We start from the raw sequence: 22,999 nt of genomic DNA on the forward strand, positions 1-22,999 counted from the left end.
CGGATATGACCGGGAGGCACCCTGCAACGATGTCGCGCACGTCCGGCAGGGCCCCGCGATTAATCGGTGGCGCGGTGTTCCGAGGTGGGGCTACGGTTCTGCTCAGCCGCTCCCGAGTGACGGGTGCCGGCTCGTCGATGTGCCGAGAAGCAGCAGGAGGAGGGGACGTTGATGACTGTCACGGTGGCGGGCGCTGCCCGCGTTCAGAAGTCCGACATCCCCACCCCCGTGGTCCCCGGCTGACACCCACTCGACTCGCGCGCCCGGAGCGCGCCGCCGGGGCCACCCTGTGAAGGGTTCCCCTTGAATCTCTCTTCTCCGTCGCGTCTCTCCGCCACGTCGTCGCACCCGCTCGCCCGCTACGGCTGGGACGACCGCTGGGCGGCCGAGTTCGCCCCCTACGCCGAGACCGGGCTGCTGCCCGGGCGGGTCGTACGGGTGGACCGCGGTCGCTGCGACCTGGTCACCGCCGACGGCACCGTGCACGCCGACACCGTCTTCGTCACCCCGCACGACCCGCTGCGGGTCATCTGCACCGGCGACTGGGCGGCCGTCGACCCGCACGGCAACCCCCGGTACGTACAGGCGTACCTGCCGCGCCGCACCTCCCTCGTACGCTCCACCTCCTCCACCCGCTCCGAGGGCCAGATCCTCGCGGCCAACGTGGACCACGCGATCATCGCGGTGCCGCTCTCGGCCGAGCTGGACCTCGGCCGGCTGGAGCGCTTCCTCGCCCTGGCCTGGGAGAGCGCCGCGTCATACACAGCAGCCCTCACCTGCACAGATGCCGTTTGAAGCGGCCGGATCTGTGAGGTAGGAGGGCACTATGGCGAAGAAGACGGCAGAGGAGTTCCGGGACGGTTCTCCCGAGGAGCTGGCGGAGAAGACCCCGAAGGAACTGGTCGACCTCTACCTGCGCCGCAGCAAGGCACCCTAGGACGTGGGATGCAACGGATTAACGGATCGTTCCAGTTGTGAAGTTGGGCCCACGCGACATGATCTTGGGCTGGGGACGCCACCATCCGAGCCGCACTCATCCCGACCCCTGGTGCTGTCGTCACTGCCCCTACCGCTGGCCGCCATCAGGCGCGTGGCGGCCACTGGGGGAGGCAGCACGCAGTCAACGCCCGCGCGAGAGCGTCGCTCATCTGTGGTGCCGGCCGATCTACTCGGCGGCGAGGTCGGCAGAACTCGTGAAAGCGCGATGGCGATGGCCATGGTGCGGATGGACTCGTTGAACCGGCCACGTAAGGGTCGAGTGGACCGCCGGGACACCGTCGAGCTGTGGTCAGCCCGCCGGTGCTACCCCGGTAGTACAGCTTCGTTGACGGCGCGGCTGACGCGATCACGGAGCGCGTCGGCGGGGACGTATGAGAGTGCCTCAGCCAGCGAATCGAATGCCGAGGCGAACTGGCTCTCTTGCTGGCGCAGGTGGGCGTAAAGGAAGGAAGCCACAGCACCCGTGGCGCCGCAGCGGGCCCGCCGCGCGTACAGCACTGTGAGGGAGAAGGCCCAGCAGGCATGCAGGAAGCCGTAGACCGGACGAGAGGTCCCTCGCCAGGGAGAGAAGAAGGTGATGTCGGCGGGGAGGCTGACGTCGTGCGCGGTCAGGGCGTCGTTGAGCCAGTTGTGGGCGGCCTCGTGGATGAGGTCGCGGGCCAGGACCTCGGGGTGGGCGGTGTAGTCGGTGAAGACGGTGCCCGGGAGGCGGGTGAGGGCCCAGCTGTGGAGGGTCTCGTCGAGTCGGCGACGGTTGAGCAGGCAGATGACGGGGGCGTGCCGGGTGAGCAGGGTGCCGAAGCCGTGCTCGGTCGCGGAGGCGAGGGCGGCACGAACGAGGCCGTGGACCTCGGGCAGGGCAGGGCTGGTGTTGGGGCGGACGAGGTAGTACGCCGTTTCAGAGATCTCCGAGCGGAACAGGTCCGCGGGGCGCGGGCTGAGCACGATGTGCGGGCCAGCTGACAGGTGGGTCAGGTCTCGCACCGTCGTACGGCGGTACCAAGCGAGGCGGTCCGCGTCCCGGGCGCGCGCCGCGTGTTCGGCGCCTTCGAGCAGGTGGTGGGCGATGGCGTAGTCGAGCGCGGACGAGCCGAGGCGGTTGCCGAGTACGGAGGCGATACGGCTGGTCCGTTGGCGCTGGTGGTCGGCGATGCCACCGAGGGCGACCAGGGCTTCCGGGGAGAGAGCGCTCATCTGGAGCTCCGGGAGTGAGACGGGGCCGGACCGGGACGGGCCCGACCCCGTGGCGGGTCAGGACTCGGTGGTGGGCTCAGCGGCGTCAGGCTGCACCGTGGTGGCCAGCCAGGTCTCGGTGGCCGCGTTGGAGGTGTGCGCGGTGGTACGCACGGGGTCGCTGTCACGCAGCAACGCGACCGCCTCCAGGAACTCGTCGAACGTCTTCTCGTCTGCCACTGCTCGCTCTCTCTCCTCAGGTAGGGGCGGGGGGTCGGGGCGAAGGGCTGGTGCGGGCGGGCCGCGGGGGCCGGTCACGGATGCACGGCTCCTTACTCGGAGACGAAGAGCGTCAGGAACTTACGAACGCGGTCGGCGCGGACCGGTTCGGTGCCGTGGACGAGCTGGCTGCCGAAGACCACGAGCGTGCCGGGAGAGGGGGCGACGCTCCATCGCGTGCGCGGCATGCTGCGAAACCAGGGAGAGGACATGTCCGCCCCGTCGTGTGCGAAGTGCATCCCCGGGACGTAACCCGACCCGGTCGGCGCCTCGTCGGCGGTCCAGGCGGCCTCGCTGCCCGTGGTCTCCACGTAGAACGCCCCTCCTGTGTCCTGGATGTCCGTGAGCGTGACCGTCGCGGCGGCAATCTGCCGGGGACGCGAGAGGGGATCGGGGGCGATGCCGTCCGCATGCGGGGTGATGTACTGACCGGCGCCGTATTCGAGGTAGATCCACGGCCGGTGGCCGGTGACCGACGGCAGGGTGCGCGTGATGGCGGCCATGTGGAGCTTGAGGGCCTGGTCGAGGAGGGCGGTCGCCTCGTACGGGATGTCGGTCATCTCGATCCGACCGACTGGCTCGTAGACGTCCTGCGCCTCGGCGGGGGAGTGGCCGGGGATCTCGTGGATGGTCGTATGGCGGCCCGCGCCGAACCGGTCGTGCCCGAGGGGGCCGAGTGCGTCGTCCATGACGTCGTCGAGGCGCTCGATCTCGTTCGGCTTGAGGAAGCTCTCCACGGTCCGGATGGACAGCGTCTCGGCGATGTGGATCACTGCTCGCCTCCATCGCTGGAGTGGGCTTCGCCCGCGCAGGCGCAGAGGGCGGACGGCGGGGCAGCGGCGGCTTCGGCCAGGGCCTCCTTGAGTACGTGAACGGCGTCGGTGAGGTTCTCGAAGTACTCGGCAGGCGTGGTGCCGGCAGAGGGTACGAGATGGAGGTCGAGCGTCGGATACACCCGGCCGGTGGTGCGGCACGTGAGCTCGTTGCGGCCGAGGACCAGCGAACACGCTCCGGGCAGGGAGGACTCGGCTCGGCTGGCGGCACGGCACAGGCGCGCGGCTGTTCGCGCGTACTCGGCGCGGTCGCGCGGCAGGACGCCGACCGAGAGGAACCGGGGCTCGGCTCCGGCGAGGTTGGCGTAGGCGTGGCCCTGGCAGCTGTCATAGGTGACGGTGTTCCAGCCCGCGGTGAGCGCGTCGACGACCGGGAGGACGCCGGGCTCGATGCCCTCGTACCACTGGGGGTGTCGCGGGTCGAGATCGTCCGCCTCGTGGATGCCGGGGAGGCCGACCGTGTTGATGTTGCCGTGGGCGCTTACCTGGAGGCGTGCCGGCGGGCGCGGTGCGGCGGGGTCATCCCAGCGGGCCAGGAACGCCCCGACGTGGTGCATGCCGTTGGGGCGGACGGGACGCCAGTGCAGCCGGGAACAGGAGGCACCGGGCGGGAGATCCGGCTGGGCGAGCAGGGTGGTGATGCCGTCGATCAGACGCATACGGTGGTCGCAGTACGCGTCTTCGTCGCCCGCGGCGGCAAAGCGGAGGCGGACCGCCGGGCAGCCCGCGCCGCAGGTGTCGCGGTAGTCGCAGGTCGTACACTTCGTGATCAGGGAGCGTGCCTGCCGGAGCAGGGGAGACCTGCCCTGGGCGCCGGCCACGTCGGCCTCGGCGTGTACGTTGCCGAGCGCGGCCAGGCCGGCCTGCGGCCAGGGCAGCTCGTCACAGCTTCCCAGGCGGTCATCGGGATAAAGGGTGAGGACGTGGTCGCACTTCAGGTCGGAGAAGTGACAGGAACGGGTTTGTAGACCCTTCAGGCGGCGGATGACGGAGACGACGGGCTCCAGCTTGACGCGGCGGAACAGCCCGTCGGCCACCCAGTGGTGGCCGGCCTCCAGCACGAAGTCGGCGTACTGACGCGGCGTGACGGCCCAGGCCGGGCCGGTGGGGCCGATGGCCCGTCGCTGGAGTGCCCGGCTGGTCGGCGTACGGGATCCCGCCACCGTGGTCGAACGGGTGACCGCCGCGTCGAAGCACGGCACCAGGCTGACCGTCGTCACGGCGGGAAAGGAGGCGAGGTGCTCCATGACCTCGGAGGCCCGGCCGAGGACGTACGGGGTGACGGCGCAGATGACGCCGACGCGGCGTTCCCGACGGCCGAGGAGTTCCAGGGCTTCGACCACTCGGGGGTACGTGGGGCGGCCGTCGTACCCGACGCGCCACGAGTTCCCGAGCGCGTCCCCGTCGAGGGAGATGCCGATCTCCAGCTCCGGGCAGTGCCGCTCGAACAGGTCCAGCCAGGCGTCGTCGAGCTGGAGGCCGTTGGTCTGGAGGCTCACGCGGATGACGTTCGGCTGTGCGCCGAGCGCGTCCAGGATCTCCGCGATCCGTTCCCGGCCGGCGGTCAGAGGCTCACCGCCGTGGAGTTCGACGCTGAGCGGACGCCCGGAGAAGATCGAACCGAGGCGGTGGACCTGTTCCGCGCTGATCCGGGCGCCGCCCGGTGACTCCTTGCGCTTCTCGAAGCAGTACAGGCAGTCGATGTCGCAGGTCTCCCCGCGGAGCTTGAGGATGACGGAGACGGCCGTGTCCGGCCCGGTGCGCGACAGCGGGGCGTAGAGACTCTCCAGGTCGATGGAGGCGGTGCGGGTGACGGGCATGAGAGGACTCCGGAGGAGGAGAGGCGCGGTCTACGCGCCATCGGTGGAGACCGTGGACAGCCACCCGAGAAGCTGCCCGCCGGTGATGGGGATGTGGACGTCGCCACGGTGAAGGAACCACCCGTCGGCGTACCGCTGGGGCAGCCAGCCGGCGTCAGGGGCACCAAGATGGGGAGGCTTCTGCAGCGGGTCGTCGACGGGCCAGCAGTCCAGAAGCGCTCTCGTCACGCCTCGCTGAACCGGACGGAACCACTCCCACGTCTCTGCGTGAGCCGGGTCGATCGACGGGCGGGGCTGCGCGCCGGCGAGCAGCGGCAGCCACTTGTCTCCCAGTACCGGTTGGCCGGCCGCCGCGCAACCGAGCGCGGTGAGGCAGGTCTCCAGCTTCCGGCACACGACGCCGGCCGACTCGGCTAGGCCGTCCTCGACGAGGCCGGTCAGGTCCTCCGCGAGACTCGCCGCGACCTCGGCCTGGTCGGCGACCGCCCAGCGTCGGTAGCCCTGGCGCTCCCCGGGAGCGAGTACCGGATCCCAGCGCCCGGAGCTGTACGAGAGGGCGGTACGCAGACACATGAGGTCGTGCATCGAGGCGCGTACCCGGCGGAACGATCCGAGGTCGCCACAGCGCACATCGAAGAAGCGGAGCAGGTGACGGAGTTCCTCGGCCCGTTGCGGCGCCGTCGGCTGGAGGTCGACCCGGACGCCGTCCACGATGCGCGACTTCCATGCCGGAAGCTCGCCGTCCACGATGCCACGCAGGTCGATGTCGCTGGCTGCGTGGGCGAAGCCACAGGCGAGGGCTCCCTCCAGCCAGACCTCGCGGGCCTCGCCGGACGCGACCAGCGCCCGGGCGACTCTGTCGGCGATCTCCCGGCGCAGTCGTGCCGATGGGTTCACCGGTGGCCTCCTTCGATCAGGATCGTGTTGTCAGCGGTGATCTCCTTGAGGAGATCGACGGCCCATCGGTCGAGAGCGCCGCGCACGTCGGAGCGCTGGGCGCCGATGTGGGGCGAGGCCAGAAGGTTGAGCGGCGTCGTGGAGCCGGTGAGGAGCGGCAGGTGCTCCCGCTCGACCGGATCGAGTGCAAGGCCCGAGAGCCTTCCGTCCGCCAGTGCCCGCAGGCAGGCGGCGACGTCGAGGGTCTCCAGCCGCCCGGCGCAGATCAGCAGAGGCCGCTGCGGAGCGACGCGCGCGAGGAAGTCCTCGCCGATGAGCTGTTCGGTCGTGGGACGCAGCGGCAGAGCGATCACGTGTACCTGCGACTGCTCCATGAGGGCTGTCGCCGACAGCTCCCGCAGACCGGGAGGGTTCGACGGCCACGCGGCGAAGGCCGTGCGGCCCACGAAGGGGGCGAGGGCCCAGTCGGCGGCCAGCCCCACCGGGCCCGCGCCCCAGATGCCCGCGGCGAGGGTGCCGAGTGACGCCCCCATACACGCCTGCTTCTCGTGCTGGCCGAGCAGCAGCGCGTGCTGCCCCAAAGGGATACGCCGGGCCAGGGTGAGGGCAGCAGCGAGGACCCACTCGCCCACGGCGCCCGCGCCGGCTTCGGCGTTGCGGTGCAGAGTGATGCCACGGTGCCGGAGGGCACTCACGTCGATGTGGTCGATGCCGGAGCCGGCCCGTACGACGTGCCGCAGGTGAGGGAGCGCGTCCAGCTCCCTCTCGCCGACACGGATGCCGGAGCGCAGGACGAGCACGGCCGTGTCGGTGGGCATAGGCGAGTCCAGGTTCGGCAACTCGTGTACGAGGACATCGGGCAGGGCGCGGCGGATCGCGCTCGCGTCCGCCGCACCGCGTAGCACCAGGACAGCGCTCATCCGGGGAACTCCGGCTTCTCGTACCGGCCGAAGGCGAGATCGCCCTCGCCGGCGACGACGGTCACGGGCGAAGGCGCGCCGAAGTACACGTCGCAGGCGCGCTTCACCCCCGGGAGCCCGTCCCAGGCCCGCGGATTGACCGCCGTGTCCGCGTAGTCGTCGACGAGCAGCACACCTGTCGGTACCAGGCGGGTGACGCAGTGCTTGAGTCCCGTGAGGGTCGAGTCGTAGAAGTCGCCGTCCAGGTAGGCGAACGCGATCTCGTCGGGCAACTCTTTGGGAAGGATCTCGTCGAACCATCCCGGGTGGATGACCGGCGCCGGCCTGCCCCAGGCCGCGTGCGTGGCGCGCACGTCGTCCGGGGACGACCGGAGCTCGCCCGCCGCCAGATGGTCCGAGTCCTCGGCGCCGGGCACGGGCATGCCCTGGAAGGAGTCGTAGACATGGATCTCGCGCTTGTGGTCGCCCAGCGATTCGAGCACGCTACGGATCCAGAAGGCCATCGCGCCCCTGTAGCAACCGAGTTCCACCACAGCGCCTTGCAGACCGCGGGCGATCAGGTTGGCGAGCTCGTCGGCGATCACGCGGAGCCGGTCGGCACAGACCGTGCCGGCGTGCTCCCGTAGTAGCCATTCCCGCAGATCCTTCAACGTCGGATCCATGAAGGTCACCACCTGTCCACGAAGGGGTCGGCGAGTTCCCCGCTCAACGCCGCGGACAGCGGGTGGTTGATCCGGGGTAGCAGGTACACGTCGCCCAGACGTTCCAGCGGGACCCACTCGAAGCCCACCTGGATGGGGTCCGGCGGTTCCGGCATGCGTGGCTCTGCGTCGTCCACCTGCTCCGCGAGGAAGTTGAACTGGACCTTCTGTACGTCCCCGAACTCGCCCTTCCACGACTCGGGGACGTACTCGACGACGTACAGCAGACGCCGGGCCACGACCTGCAGGCCGGTCTCCTGGGCGACCTTGCGGTTCACGGCCTGGCGCAGGTCCTCGCCGACCTGGGCCTTGCCGCCGGGAAGGTTGTAGTGGAACCCGGCCTTGTCGTCGTACGACAGCAGCAGGACGGCGCCGTCGCGCACGATCGCCGCCTTCACGGAGACACTGATCCGAGGCAGCTCGGGCGTCAGAGGCACGACAGCGCCTCCGGCTCGCCGACGCGCATCAGGTCGCCGACCTCCGCCAGAGACCCCGCGACGGTGGAACGGAAACTCCCTCCGCACCGGAACTGACGGGCGGCGGCGCGCATACCCGCGAGGGCGGCACGGCTGAGCTGGTTCGCGTAGATGCAGAGGTGGAAGCCGGCCTCGCCGAGTTCGGCGGCGCTCAGGTCGGGGAACGCCGTCGGCACGCTGACCAGCGGCACGCCGTGACTCCACGCTCGCCCGATAGCCCGCGCCTGCTCACCGGTCGCGTCCTTGGAGTGGATGAGCACCGCGTCCGCTCCGGCCTCGGTGTACGCCTCGGCACGGGCGATCGCCGAGGCCATGTCCTCACCGGCGATCAGGGCCTCGGTGCGGGCCACGACCACGAGGCCGTCACCGGCGATCTTCCGTATGCGCCCCACCTGCTCGCACAGCAGGTCCCGGTCGGCGAGGTTCTGGGCCCGGTGGGCCGCGAAGCTGTTGCACTTCGGGTACGCGCTGTCCTCGACACACACCGCCGCGGCTCCGGCGCGCATCAGGTCGTACGCGAACCGCTCCGCCGTGCGCCCCGAGCCGCCCGCGTTGTCGATGTCCACGACGACGGGCAGTTCGGTGACGCGGCCGAGTGAGGCGACGACGTCGGACAGGTCGCGCGGGCCCAGGACGTTGGCGTCCGGCAGCCCGGAGGCCGCGGACACCTCCAGACCGCTCACCCACAGGGCGTCGAAGCCCGATTCCGCCGCGACATGCGCGGCGAGCGCGTTGACCGCACCGATCGCCAGAAGCGGGTGCTTCCGCTCGCTGTCGTCGAGGGCCTTGCGCAGATGCATCGCCTTCGTGTCGTCAGCCATGGGTCTCTCCTCCTTCCGTGTGGGCGGTGATGGGCGGTACCAGCTGCCGTTCGCGCAGTACGTCCCAGGCGGCGAGCAGCGCCTCGGACCGGGGCCGGCGGGCGTCCAGGCGGACCACGTCGCCGAGGAGCGGGAACTCGTCGGGCTTCGTGACCACGGCCTCGTAGGTATCGCGAACCCGGATCTGGACGTCGTGCACGTCCCAGTCGGCCCGGACGGCGTCTCCCTGTCGGGCCTGTGCCCGGCTCATCGAGGTGTCGGTCTCCAGGTCCAGGACGAGCGTGAGATCCGGGGCCGCGGTGAGCTGCGCGGCCAGCGCCTCGTATGTCTCCGACACCCTCATGTCGTGCTTCACGGTGAAGAAGGCCAGCTCGCTGAGGAGCCAGCGATCCGCGATCACGGGCCGGGCCGGCCGCTGGGGGAGCACGAGGCGATCCAGCGTGGCCCGCTTGTCCGCCGCGATCGCGGACAGGTAGGCGTCACGGCTCCCGGCGTTCGGCTGGTACTTGCCGGTGACGATGGCGGCGGCCTGGTCTGCGGCGAGGAAGTTGGTGGTGAGCATGCAGAGCGGGGTGACGCCGTAGAGCCCTTCCCAGAGACGGAACAGACCCTTGCGCAGCGTCGTCTTGCCGGTGCCGTCGAGCCCCTCGATGACGATGAACGGATAGCGGTGGTTCATTCGACCTGCCCCGCCCCCGTGCCGCCGGCGTACTTGGTGAAGCGGCCCCGCCAGCGGGCCGTGGTGGACACCAGGTCCACGAGCCGGAGCTCCGCCAACTCGTCGATGAGGCGGGGCAGCTCGGGCTCGACACAGATTCCGACCTCGATGGCCCGGCAGTACGCCGCGCGGAGAGCCGGGTCGTCGTCGGAGTCACGCAGCGCCGCCTCCAGCACCCGCGTGGCCATGCCGTGGGTCACGACGCCCACTGCGGTGCCCAGGGCCTGCTCATGGAGCGGGCCCGGGTGCGGCTCCAGCGTGATGTGGTGCACCCCGCGGTGGCGAATGACCGCGAGGAAGCCCACCCACCACGCGCCGGCAGCGCTCACAGCGGTCACGGCGTCGGACCAAGCCGCCCCGGACTGCTCCGCGAGGATACTCTGGGCAGCGGTGTCGGCGGCGCGGTGAAGTGCCCCACGCCGGATCTGCGACTCCGCTCCGTGCCGCTGGGGCAGATCCCACCAGAAGCCGAGCCCGGCGTCCTCCAGCAGCGCCATCGCGGACTCGTCGCCACCCGGCAGCGGCGACGGGCGTTGGGCCAGCACGGAGACATCGGCGCCCGGCACGTCCGGCAGCGCCTTCTTCTCGGCGACGGCAGCCCGCCATTCGTCGAGATGGAGATGGAGCCGCTGGGTCAGCAGCCCGTCCGCCAGCGTCTGCCAGGCATGGGCCAGCGGCGGCGAACCGGGTGGCCGGGGCGGCAGGGTCAAGGAGGTCACAGGTCGAATCCTCACGTCCGGGGAGTCGCGGCACGCGGCTCCGATCGGTGGTGCCCCACCACGATGGCCGCCACGAAGGCAGGCGCCTATGAGTGTTTATGAGCCCCGCCAGCGGAACGTGTCCGGGAGGTCGCAGAGCGAGGGAGAATGCCGACCATGGTCGACAGCGGACAGCAGCGGCGGTGCACGCGCTGCTGTGCCCTTCTCAGTCGCTTCAACGCCGGTACACGATGCGCCTCGTGCCAGGACGGGCCGGCCGCCCGACGGGCCGACCCGGCCTTCTGGCGTGATCCGACGGTCCGGCGAGCCGTGGCCGCATGGGAACTCGGCACCGTCGTCAAGCTGTTCAGGAAGCACACGGGCCTCTCCCAGGCCGGCGTGGCGCGGATGGTCAGCATCGACCAGGCCGAGGTCAGCAGACTCGAGCGCGGGCTCAAACAGATCCGCGACCGACGGCAGTTCGTCCAGTGGACCGATGCGCTGGGAGTTCCGGACGAGCTGTTCGGGCTCCTGCCCACGGCCGATCCGCACATCCCGGACTCCGCGGGCCGACAGGGAACGGCGAACACTGGAGCCCGTGGATACGCGGCGCTGCCCGAAGGACCAGGCCAGCTTCTGTTACCCGCAGGACGGTCCGTCTCGACGACGGCGCTTCCCGTGCTGACTCTTCCCGCGGCCTCCTTCCTTGGGGACAGCTTGAGACTCGACTCCCGCCCGGAGCTGGATGCCTGGCGCACCATGCCGATGCGCGCGGTCGTCGTCGCGAACCGCACGGTGAACGGGACGGTCCGGCAGTTCGTCACCGACGCTCGACCGAGCGGCGTACGCGCCACCGCTTCCGACCCGGTCGACATTCCCGCCGCGTACGAACTGGACGACCTGACTTACGGCATCCTGTGGGCCGTGTCGGGATTCGAGGCGGCATTGCTCGGCGACGACCAGACTCTGCACACCTCGCTGGCCTCGCTCACCGCTTCCCCAGGCGCGCCAATCGCCTCCGCTCAGGGACTGACCGAAGTCTCCCGGATGCTCATCGGCTCGGAGACCGCAGCCCGGTACATCCTGGGCCACCGTGACCACCTGGGCGACGCACCCGTCTTCTGGACCAGGGAACAGCGCGGTGAGGAGGCCGCCACGTGGCTGTTCTTCCGGCACAAGTACCGCTACCTCGAACGAATGGCACCCCGGCGACCGGGAGGTACCAGTGGCCGGGGGTTCTGTGTCCCCGAGACGGCGGTCGCCGCCTCGCCGGCGTACGAGCGCGTTCTGCTGTTCCTCGCCATCGCGCTCATGGAGTCCTCCGGCATCCGCACCTGGGTGACCGATGACGGGGGCTTCGCCCACACCGACGGCTTCGCGCTCTCCCACGGGCGCCGCGCCGTCATTGCCTCATGGGTACGGACCGATGGAGCGTCCCACCTCGCGGTCACCGCGCGGCCGGGAGCCCTGCGGACGTTCGCCGATGTGACGGGCCACGTCAGCCACCACTCGGCCACGGCGGCCGAGCAGGCCGGACAGCGCCTCGCGGCAACCGCGGAGTACCTCGGTCTCGACGCCTCCTGGCTCGGTCGCCGGTGCGCACAGCTGTCGGCCGTCGGCACCGAGCGGCTCGCCCGGCCGCGCAGCCGGCTGCTCGGCCTCGAAGGGCTGGAGGCCGCCTGCCGGTTCGTGGCCGAGCAGCTGGTGATCATTTTGCGTACCCGGACGGTGCCGACCCGATAGCCTGCGTGAACCACTCGCGAGGCCGCGCTCGGCGGCGTCCGGTCAGGGGAGCAGGGGATATGACGGAGTCGGTCAGGAACGTGGCGGTCTTCTCCCTCGGCGGCACGATCGCCATGACCACCGACCCCACCACCGGAGGCGTCGTACCTGCGCTCTCGGCCCACGAGCTCCTCGCCGCGGTACCCGCCCTGGCCACGAGCGGCATCGGCCTCAAGGTGCGGGACTTCCGCCGTCTGCCTGGCGCCTCCGTGACCTTCGAGGACCTCACCGCCCTGTCCGCCGCGATCGCGGCGGAGCTGGAGACCGGGGAAGTCGACGGCGTCGTCATCACCCAGGGCACCGACACCATCGAGGAGACCGCCTTCCTCCTCGACCTCTACCACGGCCACGAGCAGCCGGTCGTCGTCACCGGCGCGATGCGCAATCCCACCCTGCCCGGCGCCGACGGTCCGGCCAACCTCCACGCCGCCGTCCTGGCCGCCGCCGACCCCGTACTCCGGGGCGCTGGCTGCCTCGTCGTACTCGGCGACGAGATCCACTCGGCCTGGACCGTCCGCAAGTCCCACACCACCAGCCCCGCCGCCTTCGCCTCACCAGCGTGCGGCCCGATCGCGCGGGTCGCGGAGAATCGGGTGCGGATGGTGAGCGGCCTGCCGCGCCGCGGACCGCTGGTCGGCGCCCCCGACCGTGAGGCGCGAGTTGGGCTCTATACCGTCACCCTCGGCGATGACGGAGCCCTGCTCGACCTGTGGGACGGCAACTGCGACGGACTCGTGGTCGCGGCCTTCGGCGTTGGCCACGTCCCGGAGCGCCTCGTCGAAGGGCTCACCAAGCTCGTGGTCCGCGTCCCCGTGGTCCTCGCATCCCGCATCGGCAACGGACCCGTCCTGTCCGACACGTACGGCTTCCCCGGCTCCGAGAAGGACCTCCTCGGCCGCGGGCTCATCGGTGCCGGAGACCTCGGCCCGTACCAGGCGAGGCTCCTGCTGCAGGCCCTGCTCGCCCAGGGCGCCGACGGGGCGACTGTCCGCGAGACCTTCACCACCGCCTCCGCCCGCTGATCCCACCCCATCAGGAGACACCCGCGCATGCGTGCTCACGAGCTGACCGTCGGCCGTACCTTCGGCGTCACCTTCGACCACGGGGAGGACTTCTTCGAGGCGCTGTCCACCTTCTGCCGGGACAACGGCGTACGGCAGGGCTATATACCCTCGTTCATCGGAGCCTTCGCGGAGGCCGAGATCGTGGGTGCCTGCGAGAAGCTCGCTGACCCGGACGCACCGGTCTGGGCGAAGACGTACGTCACCAACGTCGAGGCGTTCGGCGCCGGCACCCTCGCCCATGACCCCGCCACCGGCGGGATACTCCCGCACATCCACGTCTCCGTCGGCCTGAAGGCCCATTCGGCCGACGGCAGGACGAGCCACCTCCTCAGCGCCAAGGTGCAGTTCCTCAGCGAGCTGCTGATCGTGGAGGTCACTTCGCCCACGATGACCCGGCCTCGGAACCCCGACCTCTACGACGTCCCGCTGCTCACGTTCGGCTGACCGGCAGGAGCCGGCGGAGCCAGTGGTGGCCGGGCGCGATCACCTTGATCGCGTCCGCCAGCCAGACACGTGCCGGGGCGTCGAGCAGCGGCAGTACTGCTTCGAAGTCGGTCTCGTCCTTGTCCCGGGTCGCCTTGGCCTTGTAAAAGAGCTGCACCTCGGGCGCGAGATACGGGATGCCCGTCTCGGTCGTGCGTCCGAGCTGGCCGATCGGAAGCCGGATCTTTGGGGTGCGCCGCGATACCCACTGGGTGTCCTCGGCCTCGTCCAGCATGAGCTGCACGGACCAAGGCGCCTTGGGTGTGTGGCGGCACCAGATGTCGTGGAGCGGCGGCTGAAGGACTTCTCCAGGACGCCACGGTCGAAGCTCCCCTTGGCCGGGCGGGTCCGCCACGTATAGGTCCCAGTCGGCCAGCAAGCCACGTACGAGGGCCTGGTCGCGCCGGAGGACGAGGACATCGAGATCGCCGTGTGCCCGCAGCTCGCGGCCGACCGCGAGTTCGATCGCGTAGCCACCGGCGATCCACCAAGGGAAGTCCGCCTTGGCGAAGATCGCGGCCACATCTACGGGGCGATCCGGCACCCAGCGTCCCAACACGTCAGCACTCACCTGCCCATACTCCCAGTGATCAGAGTCGCGGAGGCGAAGGCCGGCGCCGGGTCGGCGGTCTCGCTAGAGCACCCTGTCGCCCGCTCGCACCCCCTGGTGCTCATAAACGCCCATGAGCACCAGGGACACCAACATCCATCGTTGAGTACGTGACTCGCGACCGGCCTCGTGGCCGGTGCTTGAGCCACGATCCTTCCGGGGCCGCGTGCCCGAAGCCAGATGCTTCCTGCGGCCATATGTCTGTCAGCGGCGTACTGGCCGCATTTCCGCGACCACGTCGCAGCCCCGGGAGTAGGCCATCGTCGTCACCTATAGGAGGTCCGTCGCCCGATGATCAGCGCGCCATCCGCCGCTCTCGGCCTCGTGTACCGCTGGACCGACCGCACTCCCAACTCGACGGGCAAAGCCCGCGCGGTTCTGCGACGTGTCCTCAAGGACCTGGGGCTGTCTGGGGACCTCATCAGTGACGGCGCCCTGGCCGTCTCGGAGCCCGTGGCGAACGCACACGAGCACGCGTGCGGCCCGTACGAGATGCACGTCTGCTCGGCCGCCGGGAGGTACATCTGCGAGATCTATGACAGAGACCTTCCGCTCCCCGCAGGCTTCTACAGCGGTGCCACGTCGCCTTCGGACGTCGAACCGGCCGAGGAGCGGGGCAGGGTCCTTGTCGAGCGTGGACGAGGACTGCGCATGGTGAACGAGCTGGCCCAGGGACAGTGGGGGTTCCGCGTCGCGGAACGCGGCACCAAGGCCGCCTGGATCGTGCTGGCTGGGCTTGGCGGCGCGCCAGTTCCATGCAAGGACAGTGACTGAACTCGTTTTCGACGGGAGACGGCCGTAGAAACTCCACGTGCCCGGAGCGGCGGGGCTCTGCTTACCAATGCCTACGGTCCATCAGCCAGCCTGGTAGCCGAGGACTCGTCCACCACTCTCCGAGGGTTCGAGGAGGCTTCGCCGAACACTCCTCGAAGCCTCGATCCGGCCGCGCCCGTCGCCGCGACCCCCGCGAACCCACGGGCGAGGTCTTCGCCGCCCGACAGGACACCTTCGGTGACATCGTCGGCGTCAGATAGCACGAGGGATTGAAAAGTGCAGGTCAGGGCACGTTCGCCGAGGGCTCCCCGAATCCTCCTCGAAGCCTCGGGGAGGGCTCGGCGCCTGGATCTAGGATCCTGGATCCTTAGTCCCTACGGGGCGCATGGCGCCCGCGGATGGCGTCTCGGCCAACCAGCTCGTCGGCGAGTACGTCGCCGCCTGCGGCGACCGTCCGCCGAGCGATGTGATCGGCCACCTCGGCCGGATCACCAAGAAGCTCCCGAGCAAGGGCATCGCGCCGGAGCACATCTGCGCCGGGCCAGCGAACTTCGCGGCCAACCCCAAGCACCCCGATCATGCTGACCAGCATGGTCAACGAGGCCACTATTGCGCTCTGGCAAGTTGGCGCGGCCGGGCTTCCCGTCTAACGTGTCCGTCCACCAGGCGTGGACCAATCCGGCCGGTGCCGCTGCCGCCTATACCGAGGACCCATCACCGCCAACCGCTGACCCTCGGCGAGGACACTCAGGACCGGATAGCCCGGGCCGGTGAGCCCGAGACCTTCTCCCCCGCTGGAGGCTTTGTCGGCCTGGATGCCCCCGCGTTACCGGGCCGCCGTCGCCGACCACCTTCCGACCCCATCTGCTCCAAGCGCACCACGCAAGATCCGAGGACTTTCTCCACGGCGCCGCCTGCCACTGCTGCGTCATGGCTTCGGAGACCCCCTGCGAGCGCGCCAACCGCTTCCTCGACCGCCGATTCCTCCTCGACCTGCCCGGCAGCGACCTTGGCTCCTTCCAAACCCATGAGTGACACGGACGCGCCACGGCAGCTCGGCCGGCTTCTGACCGGAACCGAGGCAAAGGACATAGCGGAACGCCTGGTCGACGGCGACACCTTGACCACCGCGCTCAAGGCCGTCGCGGTCGGCCAGCGAGCAGAGGTCCGGCGACTACTGGAGGCGATCGTCCGAGACACTGGAGCGACGTACCAGCAGGTACTCGTCCTGCGAGCGATCGAGGGTGCCCGGGCCCTTCCCCACACTGTCACCGCTGTGGACCATGCCTGGACACCTCACCCGGAGCGGGCCACTCACCACCTCGGTCACCCGCCTCGTGGACAGTGCCCGCCACGCGATCAAGTGCTCGACCTTTAACTTCCAGCGCAGCTCGGCACTCTGGACGTCACTTCGGACGGCCGCGCAGCGCGACGGCGTCGCCGTCCGCGTCTACATGGACACCCGGGCCGCCGAAGGCAATGGACCGTACACGCCCCCCTCCACCACGGAGGTCGCCGCGCACCTGGCCCGGCCGAGGTATGGCGAACCAAGGAATTCGACGGCAGGTACGTCCGCAATCACACCAAGTTCCCAGCCATTGACCACCACCTCCTGCTGGTCACCAGCGCGAACTTTTCCTGGAGCGCAGAGAACAACAACGTCGAGTTCGGCGTCCTCATTGACAACCCGAACCTCACCGAAGCCGTCGAGCGCGAGCTGCGGGAGGCGCAGGAGGTTCTGTACGAACAGATTTCCTCACAGGCGGAGCCGGGGCCCCGCCATTCCGTGGCGGGTCCCCGCTTGACTACCGGACCTCCGTCGAGACCGGGTCGAGGAAGAAGAGGCACTGGGCCGCGTTGTATTCGCCCACCACGGCGATGAAGCGGAACTTGTCGCCTTCGCCGACGGTGGCGGGGATCTTCTTGCCAGTCAGTTCCAGGTCAGAGATGCCGGCGTCCTCATACTTGAAGTTCGGGCCGACCGCCGTGTTCGGTCCCTCGTCGCCGGGGCTTAGGAGGAAGTCGTAGCGGGTCTTGTAGTTCCCGTGGGGTGCCATGTCCACGATCGAGCCGTCAAACGCGATGGTCTGGCCCTTGTGTCTGGTCGCGAAGTTCCGGTTCGCTTCGCTACACGAGTCCGCCTTCAGCAGTGTCGCGAACTCCGGGTTGTTCCGAGGCGTGATCACCTCAGCGGCAGCCGGCTCGGCCGTGGTTGGAGAGGGTGCAGTGGCGGGCTTCTCGCCTGCAGCAGCCGTTGAGCTGCCCGGCACGTCCGTCTTCTCGTCTTCGTCGCTGAGTGCGGCGGCAACGCCGATGACGATGGCGAGGGTCACGAGAGCCGCGGCCGCCGCTCCGATCAGCAGCCACGGCTGCGGCTTCTTGGGCCGACGGAATTCGAGGGTGGAGCGAAGCCTGCCCTGGCCTCGTTCCACGAGTTCCCAGCCGTCCCTCTGCATCTTCGAGATCACCAAGCTGTCGGTGCCCCGTACTGTCTGCACAGTCTTGTACTCGTACTTGATCTCGTCGGCCATGCGGCTCCCCGCCCCTTAACTGAGCTGTTCGTACCAACTGCCCCGCGAGCATAGGGGACTCCGCGAGCCGGCATTACCGACGTCTGCGAAGGCATGCACTCTTCCCACGTCCGCACCAGGCTGTCTACCTGACGTGGGGCATCTACGACCGGCGTCGTCCGAGGAGTGGCACTCCTAGACCACCACCGTGCACGGGGTCGGCGAGGAGGTGCGAAATCTTTCCGCTGAGTTCCACCCATACCTCACGAGCGCGGTCGAGCAGCTGAACCACCATGCGAGACAACCTCTTAATACGTGGTCAGGCCAGCGGCCTTGTGTCGATTGCAGGGGCCGTAGAGGATCTGCAGGTTCTCTGCTGCGCTGGCCCCGCCCATGGCGACCGGGATGATGTGGTCGTATTGCTGTTCAGTGACTGCGCCGCAGCGTCGGCAGCGCCCCCGGTCGCGTTGCCAGACGAGTTGCTTGACGTCGTCGGGTATGTGTCCGCGGGCTGCAGTCCGCGGTTCTTCCCTCATGGCAACCATCGCCCTGGCCCGGTCGATTCGCTGGCGCTCGCGTTGTTGCCTGTTGATGAGGAGTGCGTGCACATCAGCGTCGGTCAGGTGGTCGTCCTCCCAGTAGAACCTGTCCTGGAACTGCCAGTAGGTGCGATCGCCATGGGTGAGCAGTTGGAGTGGTGCGTGGCGCTGGATCTCTTGCGACTCGTCGAAGTTTGCTTGATCGTTCCGATTGCTGCGGAATGTGGTCTTCCCAATGCGGATGATCATGCGTCCCGTTTTTGAGCCTGGCCAGGACCTCGCAAAACTGACGGAGACGTTCTCGGTACGGCGCAACATGCTGCCACTCCTGTACATCAGCCCCGAGGCCTCCAGCGTACGTGCACAGAGGTACGCACGGGCGATCTTGTACCGCATTGGCGCCACCTGGAGCGGCGTGCCGGGGCATCGGAGCCGTTGTCGGGTGGCTCCGCCGCTTTGATGGCCTTCTGGGACATGGACAGGGCCGTCAGGCGTTGGCTGCACCGAGTGTCCGCGGCGAACCTGGTCGCCATTGCCATGCGTGGCCGTCTGCAGCCTCGAGCTGTTCCGGCGCGCCTTCGGCGGACGGCTGTCGGTCTCGTGTTCAGAGCCAGTGCGTGACTGCATCGGGGTCACGCCGGGCGGAAGGACATGACAATGACGACCCGGACCGCGGTCGCGAGGCATGGAGACCACAAGGTGCGGGCGCGCTACGGCAAGGGGGCTTGTCCGGGGGGTAGGCGTGCAGCGGAGCTGTCGCTGAGATCGCGGTGCTGGTGGAACTGATCAGACCTGGCTCGGACCTCATGACGTGCGAGCTGACATCTCTCTACACGTGAATTCCTGCTACGCCAACCAGCGAGGGCATCGGATCCTTGAAGCCTCTGAACATCGCGTTGCCGGAGGAAGACCATGGCTCTCCACTCGCATTACAGCCCCAGTCGGGATCGGAAGCTCGACGACGCCAGGGCGGATCGGCCACGCGTATCCGCATTGGATCCCGTCCGGGTCGGCTTCCGGCTGGCGGACCTTCCTGCGCTGAGTGTGTTCTCCCTCGTGTCGACTTCGTGGGAGCTTGCTGTCGAGCTGCCCGCGTTGGCTGCCGCACTGGACGCGGCTGCTGTTCCGGTCGGGCGTGTACTTCGGTACGAACTGGTGGAGTTCACCACGCGCTCCGGGATCGCGGTGAGCTACAGGCGACCGGTCGTTGAGATCGGCAGGACCCAGGTCCTCGTCCAGGATGCTGTAAGACTTGCGGCGTGACGCTGGTCCGCTGGTCGTCGGCGTCGTACAGGTGAGGGCCCGAATTTAATCGGTGGTGCCGTGCCCTGGGGCGGGGCTATGGTTCTGCTCGTTCCAGGGCGCGGCTGTGTCGCTGCCCAGGGCATGGTGTTGGTTCGTCGAGAAGCAGCAGGAGGAGGGGACGTTGATGACTGTCACGGTGGCGGGCGCTGCCCGCGTTCAGAAGTCCGACGTCCCCACCCCCGTGGTCCCCGGCTGACACCCACTCGACTCGCGCGCCCGGAGCGCGCCGCCGGGGCCACCCTGTGAAGGGTTCCCCTTGAATCTCTCTTCTCCGTCGCCTCTCTCCGCCACGTCGTCGCACCCGCTCGCCCGCTACGGCTGGGACGACCGCTGGGCGGCCGAGTTCGCCTCCTACGCCGAGACCGGGCTGCTGCCCGGTCGGGTCGTACGGGTGGACCGCGGTCGCTGCGACCTGGTCACCGCCGACGGCACCGTGCACGCCGACACCGCCTTCGTCACCCCGCACGACCCGCTGCGGGTCATCTGCACCGGCGACTGGGCGGCCGTCGAGCCGCACGGCAACCCCCGGTACGTACAGGCGTACCTGCCGCGCCGCACCTCCCTCGTACGCTCCACCTCCTCCACCCGCTCCGAGGGCCAGATCCTCGCGGCCAACGTGGACCACGCGATCATCGCGGTGCCGCTCTCGGCCGAGCTGGACCTCGGCCGGCTGGAGCGCTTCCTCGCCCTGGTCTGGGAGTCGGGCGCGCAGCCGCTCGTGGTGCTCACCAAGGCGGACCTCATCCCCGACCCGGTAGGACTGTCCTACCTGGTGCAGGACGTGGAGGCGGCGGCCCCCGGGGCGCGGGTGCTGGCGGTCAGCGCCACCGAGGACGACGGCGTGGAACCGCTCGCCGAGCTGGTCAGCGGCGGTACCAGCGTGCTGCTCGGCACCTCGGGCGCCGGAAAGTCCACCCTCGCCAACGCCCTGCTCGGCGAGGAGGTGATGGACGTCCAGGCCATCCGCGAGGTCGACGGCAAGGGCCGGCACACCACCACCACCCGCAACCTGCTGGTGCTGCCCGGCGGCGGGGTGCTGATCGACACCCCGGGCCTGCGGGGCGTCGGCATGTACGACGCGGGTGCCGGTGTCGACCAGACCTTCTCCGAGATCGCGGCGCTGGCCGAGGACTGCCGTTTCCACGACTGCGCCCATGAGACCGAGCCCGGCTGCGCGGTCCGGGCGGCCATCGAGGACGGCACCCTGCCGCACCGGCGGCTGGAGAGCTACCGCAAGCTCCAGCGCGAGAACCAGTGGATCGTCGCCAAGACCGACGCGCGGCTGCGCGCCGAGATCCGCGACGACTACAAGCGCAAGCACGCCGCCGGCCGCGCCGCGCTGCGGGCCAAGCGCGGCCGGCAGGGCTGACCGGCCGGAGGGCCGGATCGTGGCATGGCCGGGCCGGGGCGCGGGTGCCACCCGTGCCCCGGCCCGGCCGCCGCCCCCCTCCCGGAGCGCCGCGTCCGAAAGCCGCCAGCCCGGCCCCGGGGGAGGGCGGACACTGGAGGGCGTGACGACGGAAGCGATGACGGACAGGGCGGCGGACGTCCCGGTGGGCGCCGCGCCGGACGTGATGACCGAGGAGAGCAGGTACCAGGCGGTCAGCAGCCGGGACGCGCGCTTCGACGGGGAGTTCTTCTTCGCCGTGGCGACCACCGGCATCTACTGCCGCCCCAGCTGCCCGGCCGTCACCCCCAAGCGGGAGAACGTGGCCTTCTACCCCACCGCGGCCGCCGCCCAGGGCCACGGCTTCCGGGCCTGCCGTCGCTGCCGGCCCGACGCCGTGCCCGGCTCGGCCGCCTGGAACGTACGCGCCGATGTCGTCGGCCGGGCCATGCGCATGATCGGGGACGGCGTGGTGGACCGCGAGGGCGTCCCCGGCCTGGCCGGACGGCTCGGCTACAGCGCCCGGCAGATCCAGCGGCAGCTCAACGCAGAACTGGGCGCCGGCCCGCTGGCCCTGGCCCGCGCCCAGCGCGCCCACACCGCCCGGGTACTCCTCCAGACCACCGAACTGCCCGTCACCGACATCGCCTTCGCGGCCGGCTTCGCCAGCGTGCGGCAGTTCAACGACACCATCCGCCGGATCTACGCCCGCACCCCCAGCGGGCTGCGCGCCGAGTCCGCCACCCGCCGCCGGTCCCGCCCGACGGCCACCGCGGCCGGGGTGCCGCTGCGGCTCGCCCACCGCGGCCCCTACGCGGCCCGCGAGGTCTTCGACCTGCTGGCCGACGAGGCCGTTCCCGGCATCGAGGAGGTCACCGGGCCTCCCGGCGCCCGCGTCTACCGGCGCACCCTGCGCCTCCCGCACGGCCAGGGCATCGCCGCCGTCGCGGAAGCCGACGAGGCCACCTGGGACGGGACCGGGGACAGAAACGGGGGCGGGGGCGGGAGGGGCGGCCGGTCGGGGCGCGGCTGGCTGGAGGCCCGTATCCACCTCGCCGACCTGCGCGACCTCACCACCGCCGTACAGCGGCTGCGCCGGCTGTTCGACCTGGACGCCGACCCCTACGCGGTGGCCGAGCACCTGGGCGCCGATCCACTGCTCGGCCCGCTGGTCGCCGCCCGGCCCGGGGTGCGCGCGCCCGGCGCCGCCGACCCCGAGGAGTACGCCCTGCGGACGGTGCTCGGACCCGAGGAGTCCCGGCGCGCGGTCGACGAGCACGGCACCCCGCTGGAGGTGCCCTGCTCCGGGATGACCCGGCTGTTCCCGGAGCCCGGGGCGCTGACCGGCCACCCCGTCGCCGGACCGCTCGCCGAGGCGCTGGCCTCCGGGCGGCTTCGGCTGGACCCGGGAGCCGACCGGGAGGAGGCGGAACGGGCGCTGCGCGCGCTGCCCGGCGTCACGGCCGAGGCCGCCGCGCTGATCCGCACCCGCGCGCTCGGCGACCCGGACACCGCCCCGTACCCGGCGGCCGACCGCCCCGAGTGGCGGCCCTGGCGGAGCTATGCCGCGCGCTATCTGGCCCTGACGCCGACCGCCGACGGCGTGGCCGCCCTTGGCCGCGCCGCCTGAGCCGCCGCCGGACCTCCACAGCCCCCGTCCGCGCAGGACGTCTCAACCGGCGAGGACGGCTCCCACCCAGGCGGCGACCACCAGCAGGCAGGCGGAGAGCTGCACCAGCACGCTCGTCCCGGCCGACCGCATCACCGCCCGGGTGGCGGCGGCCGCCTGCCCGTGCCCACCGAGCCGCAACCGCTCGGCGAGGTAGATCCCGCCGACGAACCCCGGCACCACCCCGACCACCGGCAACAGGACGAACCCGAGCAGCGCCCCGGTCCCCGCGTACGCGACCATCCGGCCGGTCACCCCCAGCGGCCGCACCCGGCGGGCCGGCAGCTGCCACACCACCACCTGGGTCACCAGCATCAACCCGCTCGCCCCCACCAGCAGCCACCAAGCGGGCCCGGTCCGGACATGCAGCGCCCACCACATCACCGCGGCCCACACCAGCCACGGCCCCGGCACCCCCGGCACCAGCACCCCGAACAGGCCGAGCAGCAGCACCAAGCCGACCAGGAGGAGCTGCCACGCGCCCATGGGGACAGAGTGCAGGACCCTCCCGCCCCCCGCAGGTCGGCCGCCCCAGCCCCCC

22 protein-coding genes and 1 pseudogene are annotated in these 22,999 nt (G+C 70.3%); 8 read left to right on the plus strand and 15 right to left on the minus strand.

From position 1 onward, the window contains the following. Positions 1 to 303: 303 nt before the first annotated feature. Positions 304 to 792 (plus strand): annotated as a pseudogene (rsgA, locus tag M1O15_RS14780) (GTPase RsgA); the annotation flags it as partial. A gap of 510 nt (positions 793 to 1,302) precedes the next feature. Here rsgA (M1O15_RS14780) and M1O15_RS14785 read toward each other — a convergent pair. The 11 genes from M1O15_RS14785 to M1O15_RS14835 form a co-directional block, all read right to left on the minus strand. Next, a complete protein-coding gene (locus M1O15_RS14785) occupies positions 1,303 to 2,193 on the minus strand; it encodes an aKG-HExxH-type peptide beta-hydroxylase (RefSeq protein WP_248634283.1) in 891 nt (296 codons plus the stop codon). A 57-nt stretch (positions 2,194 to 2,250) separates the two neighbouring features. Next, on the minus strand, positions 2,251 to 2,412 hold the full coding sequence (locus tag M1O15_RS14790) for a hypothetical protein (protein ID WP_248634284.1): 162 nt from the start codon (positions 2,410 to 2,412) through the stop codon (positions 2,251 to 2,253). Positions 2,413 to 2,504: 92 nt separating this feature from the next. Beyond that, positions 2,505 to 3,224: a 2OG-Fe(II) oxygenase gene (locus M1O15_RS14795; protein ID WP_248634285.1), complete on the minus strand. Its 720-nt coding sequence runs from the start codon at positions 3,222 to 3,224 to the stop codon at positions 2,505 to 2,507. Next, the gene (locus M1O15_RS14800) at positions 3,221 to 5,104 is read right to left on the minus strand and encodes a radical SAM/SPASM domain-containing protein (protein ID WP_248634286.1); all 1,884 of its coding nucleotides are present in this window, start codon (positions 5,102 to 5,104) and stop codon (positions 3,221 to 3,223) included. Before M1O15_RS14800 ends, M1O15_RS14795 begins: the two co-directional genes overlap by 4 nt. A 30-nt stretch (positions 5,105 to 5,134) precedes the next feature. Further along, positions 5,135 to 6,001 (minus strand): nucleotidyltransferase domain-containing protein, encoded by an 867-nt coding sequence (locus M1O15_RS14805; RefSeq protein WP_248634287.1) that lies wholly within the window; start codon positions 5,999 to 6,001, stop codon positions 5,135 to 5,137. Continuing rightward, positions 5,998 to 6,921, minus strand: coding sequence for an NAD(P)-dependent oxidoreductase (locus M1O15_RS14810; RefSeq protein ID WP_248634288.1), 924 nt, complete (start codon positions 6,919 to 6,921; stop codon positions 5,998 to 6,000). The genes M1O15_RS14805 and M1O15_RS14810 overlap by 4 nt, the downstream gene beginning before the upstream one ends. Continuing rightward, positions 6,918 to 7,583 carry a TylF/MycF/NovP-related O-methyltransferase gene (locus M1O15_RS14815; protein ID WP_248634447.1) on the minus strand — a complete coding sequence of 222 codons (666 nt, stop codon included), beginning with the start codon at positions 7,581 to 7,583 and terminating at the stop codon, positions 6,918 to 6,920. Before M1O15_RS14815 ends, M1O15_RS14810 begins: the two co-directional genes overlap by 4 nt. 5 nt (positions 7,584 to 7,588) lie before the next feature. After that, complete coding sequence (locus tag M1O15_RS14820; RefSeq protein WP_248634290.1) at positions 7,589 to 8,059, minus strand: NUDIX domain-containing protein; 471 nt, start codon at positions 8,057 to 8,059, stop codon at positions 7,589 to 7,591. After that, positions 8,050 to 8,919 (minus strand): isocitrate lyase/phosphoenolpyruvate mutase family protein, encoded by an 870-nt coding sequence (locus tag M1O15_RS14825; protein ID WP_248634292.1) that lies wholly within the window; start codon positions 8,917 to 8,919, stop codon positions 8,050 to 8,052. The genes M1O15_RS14820 and M1O15_RS14825 overlap by 10 nt, the downstream gene beginning before the upstream one ends. Beyond that, on the minus strand, positions 8,912 to 9,598 hold the full coding sequence (locus tag M1O15_RS14830) for a dTMP kinase (protein ID WP_248634293.1): 687 nt from the start codon (positions 9,596 to 9,598) through the stop codon (positions 8,912 to 8,914). The genes M1O15_RS14825 and M1O15_RS14830 overlap by 8 nt, the downstream gene beginning before the upstream one ends. After that, a complete protein-coding gene (locus M1O15_RS14835) occupies positions 9,595 to 10,356 on the minus strand; it encodes a hypothetical protein (RefSeq protein ID WP_248634294.1) in 762 nt (253 codons plus the stop codon). The genes M1O15_RS14830 and M1O15_RS14835 overlap by 4 nt, the downstream gene beginning before the upstream one ends. 156 nt (positions 10,357 to 10,512) lie before the next feature. Between M1O15_RS14835 and M1O15_RS14840 the strand changes: the two genes are divergently transcribed. The 3 genes from M1O15_RS14840 to M1O15_RS14850 are packed head-to-tail and all read left to right on the plus strand — an operon-like array spanning position 10,513 to position 13,625. Further along, the gene (locus M1O15_RS14840; RefSeq protein ID WP_248634295.1) at positions 10,513 to 12,078 is read left to right on the plus strand and encodes a helix-turn-helix domain-containing protein; all 1,566 of its coding nucleotides are present in this window, start codon (positions 10,513 to 10,515) and stop codon (positions 12,076 to 12,078) included. A 59-nt stretch (positions 12,079 to 12,137) separates the two neighbouring features. After that, entirely contained in the window at positions 12,138 to 13,139 is a 1,002-nt protein-coding gene (locus M1O15_RS14845) for an asparaginase (RefSeq protein ID WP_248634296.1), read from the plus strand. Positions 13,140 to 13,166: 27 nt separating this feature from the next. Beyond that, the gene (locus tag M1O15_RS14850; RefSeq protein ID WP_248634297.1) at positions 13,167 to 13,625 is read left to right on the plus strand and encodes a PPC domain-containing DNA-binding protein; all 459 of its coding nucleotides are present in this window, start codon (positions 13,167 to 13,169) and stop codon (positions 13,623 to 13,625) included. Here M1O15_RS14850 and M1O15_RS14855 read toward each other — a convergent pair. Continuing rightward, positions 13,612 to 14,235 (minus strand): nucleotidyltransferase domain-containing protein, encoded by a 624-nt coding sequence (locus M1O15_RS14855; RefSeq protein WP_248634298.1) that lies wholly within the window; start codon positions 14,233 to 14,235, stop codon positions 13,612 to 13,614. The two genes, M1O15_RS14850 and M1O15_RS14855, sit on opposite strands and share 14 nt — an antisense overlap. A 330-nt stretch (positions 14,236 to 14,565) precedes the next feature. Between M1O15_RS14855 and M1O15_RS14860 the strand changes: the two genes are divergently transcribed. After that, positions 14,566 to 15,048, plus strand: a complete 483-nt coding sequence (locus M1O15_RS14860) for an ATP-binding protein (protein WP_248634299.1) — start codon at positions 14,566 to 14,568, stop codon at positions 15,046 to 15,048. Between the two features lie 1,399 nt (positions 15,049 to 16,447). Further along, complete coding sequence (locus M1O15_RS31860) at positions 16,448 to 16,930, plus strand: phospholipase D-like domain-containing protein (RefSeq protein WP_372499479.1); 483 nt, start codon at positions 16,448 to 16,450, stop codon at positions 16,928 to 16,930. Here M1O15_RS31860 and M1O15_RS14865 read toward each other — a convergent pair. Continuing rightward, positions 16,854 to 17,579, minus strand: coding sequence for a DUF4839 domain-containing protein (locus M1O15_RS14865; protein ID WP_248634300.1), 726 nt, complete (start codon positions 17,577 to 17,579; stop codon positions 16,854 to 16,856). The genes M1O15_RS31860 and M1O15_RS14865 overlap by 77 nt on opposite strands. A 287-nt stretch (positions 17,580 to 17,866) precedes the next feature. Next, the gene (locus M1O15_RS14870) at positions 17,867 to 18,346 is read right to left on the minus strand and encodes an HNH endonuclease (RefSeq protein WP_248634301.1); all 480 of its coding nucleotides are present in this window, start codon (positions 18,344 to 18,346) and stop codon (positions 17,867 to 17,869) included. A gap of 1,312 nt (positions 18,347 to 19,658) precedes the next feature. Between M1O15_RS14870 and rsgA (M1O15_RS14875) the strand changes: the two genes are divergently transcribed. Together rsgA (M1O15_RS14875) and M1O15_RS14880 are read left to right on the plus strand one after the other, a co-directional pair. Beyond that, on the plus strand, positions 19,659 to 20,771 hold the full coding sequence (rsgA, locus tag M1O15_RS14875; RefSeq protein ID WP_248634302.1) for a ribosome small subunit-dependent GTPase A: 1,113 nt from the start codon (positions 19,659 to 19,661) through the stop codon (positions 20,769 to 20,771). A gap of 205 nt (positions 20,772 to 20,976) precedes the next feature. Beyond that, positions 20,977 to 22,419: a DNA-3-methyladenine glycosylase 2 family protein gene (locus tag M1O15_RS14880; RefSeq protein ID WP_248634448.1), complete on the plus strand. Its 1,443-nt coding sequence runs from the start codon at positions 20,977 to 20,979 to the stop codon at positions 22,417 to 22,419. 42 nt (positions 22,420 to 22,461) lie between these two features. On the opposite strand, the gene M1O15_RS14885 is transcribed toward M1O15_RS14880, so the two are convergent. Then, entirely contained in the window at positions 22,462 to 22,944 is a 483-nt protein-coding gene (locus M1O15_RS14885) for a DUF456 domain-containing protein (RefSeq protein ID WP_248634303.1), read from the minus strand. Between the last annotated feature and the right edge of the window lie 55 nt (positions 22,945 to 22,999).

This window comes from Streptomyces lichenis (assembly GCF_023218175.1).
GTDB classification, from domain to species: domain Bacteria; phylum Actinomycetota; class Actinomycetes; order Streptomycetales; family Streptomycetaceae; genus Streptomyces; species Streptomyces lichenis.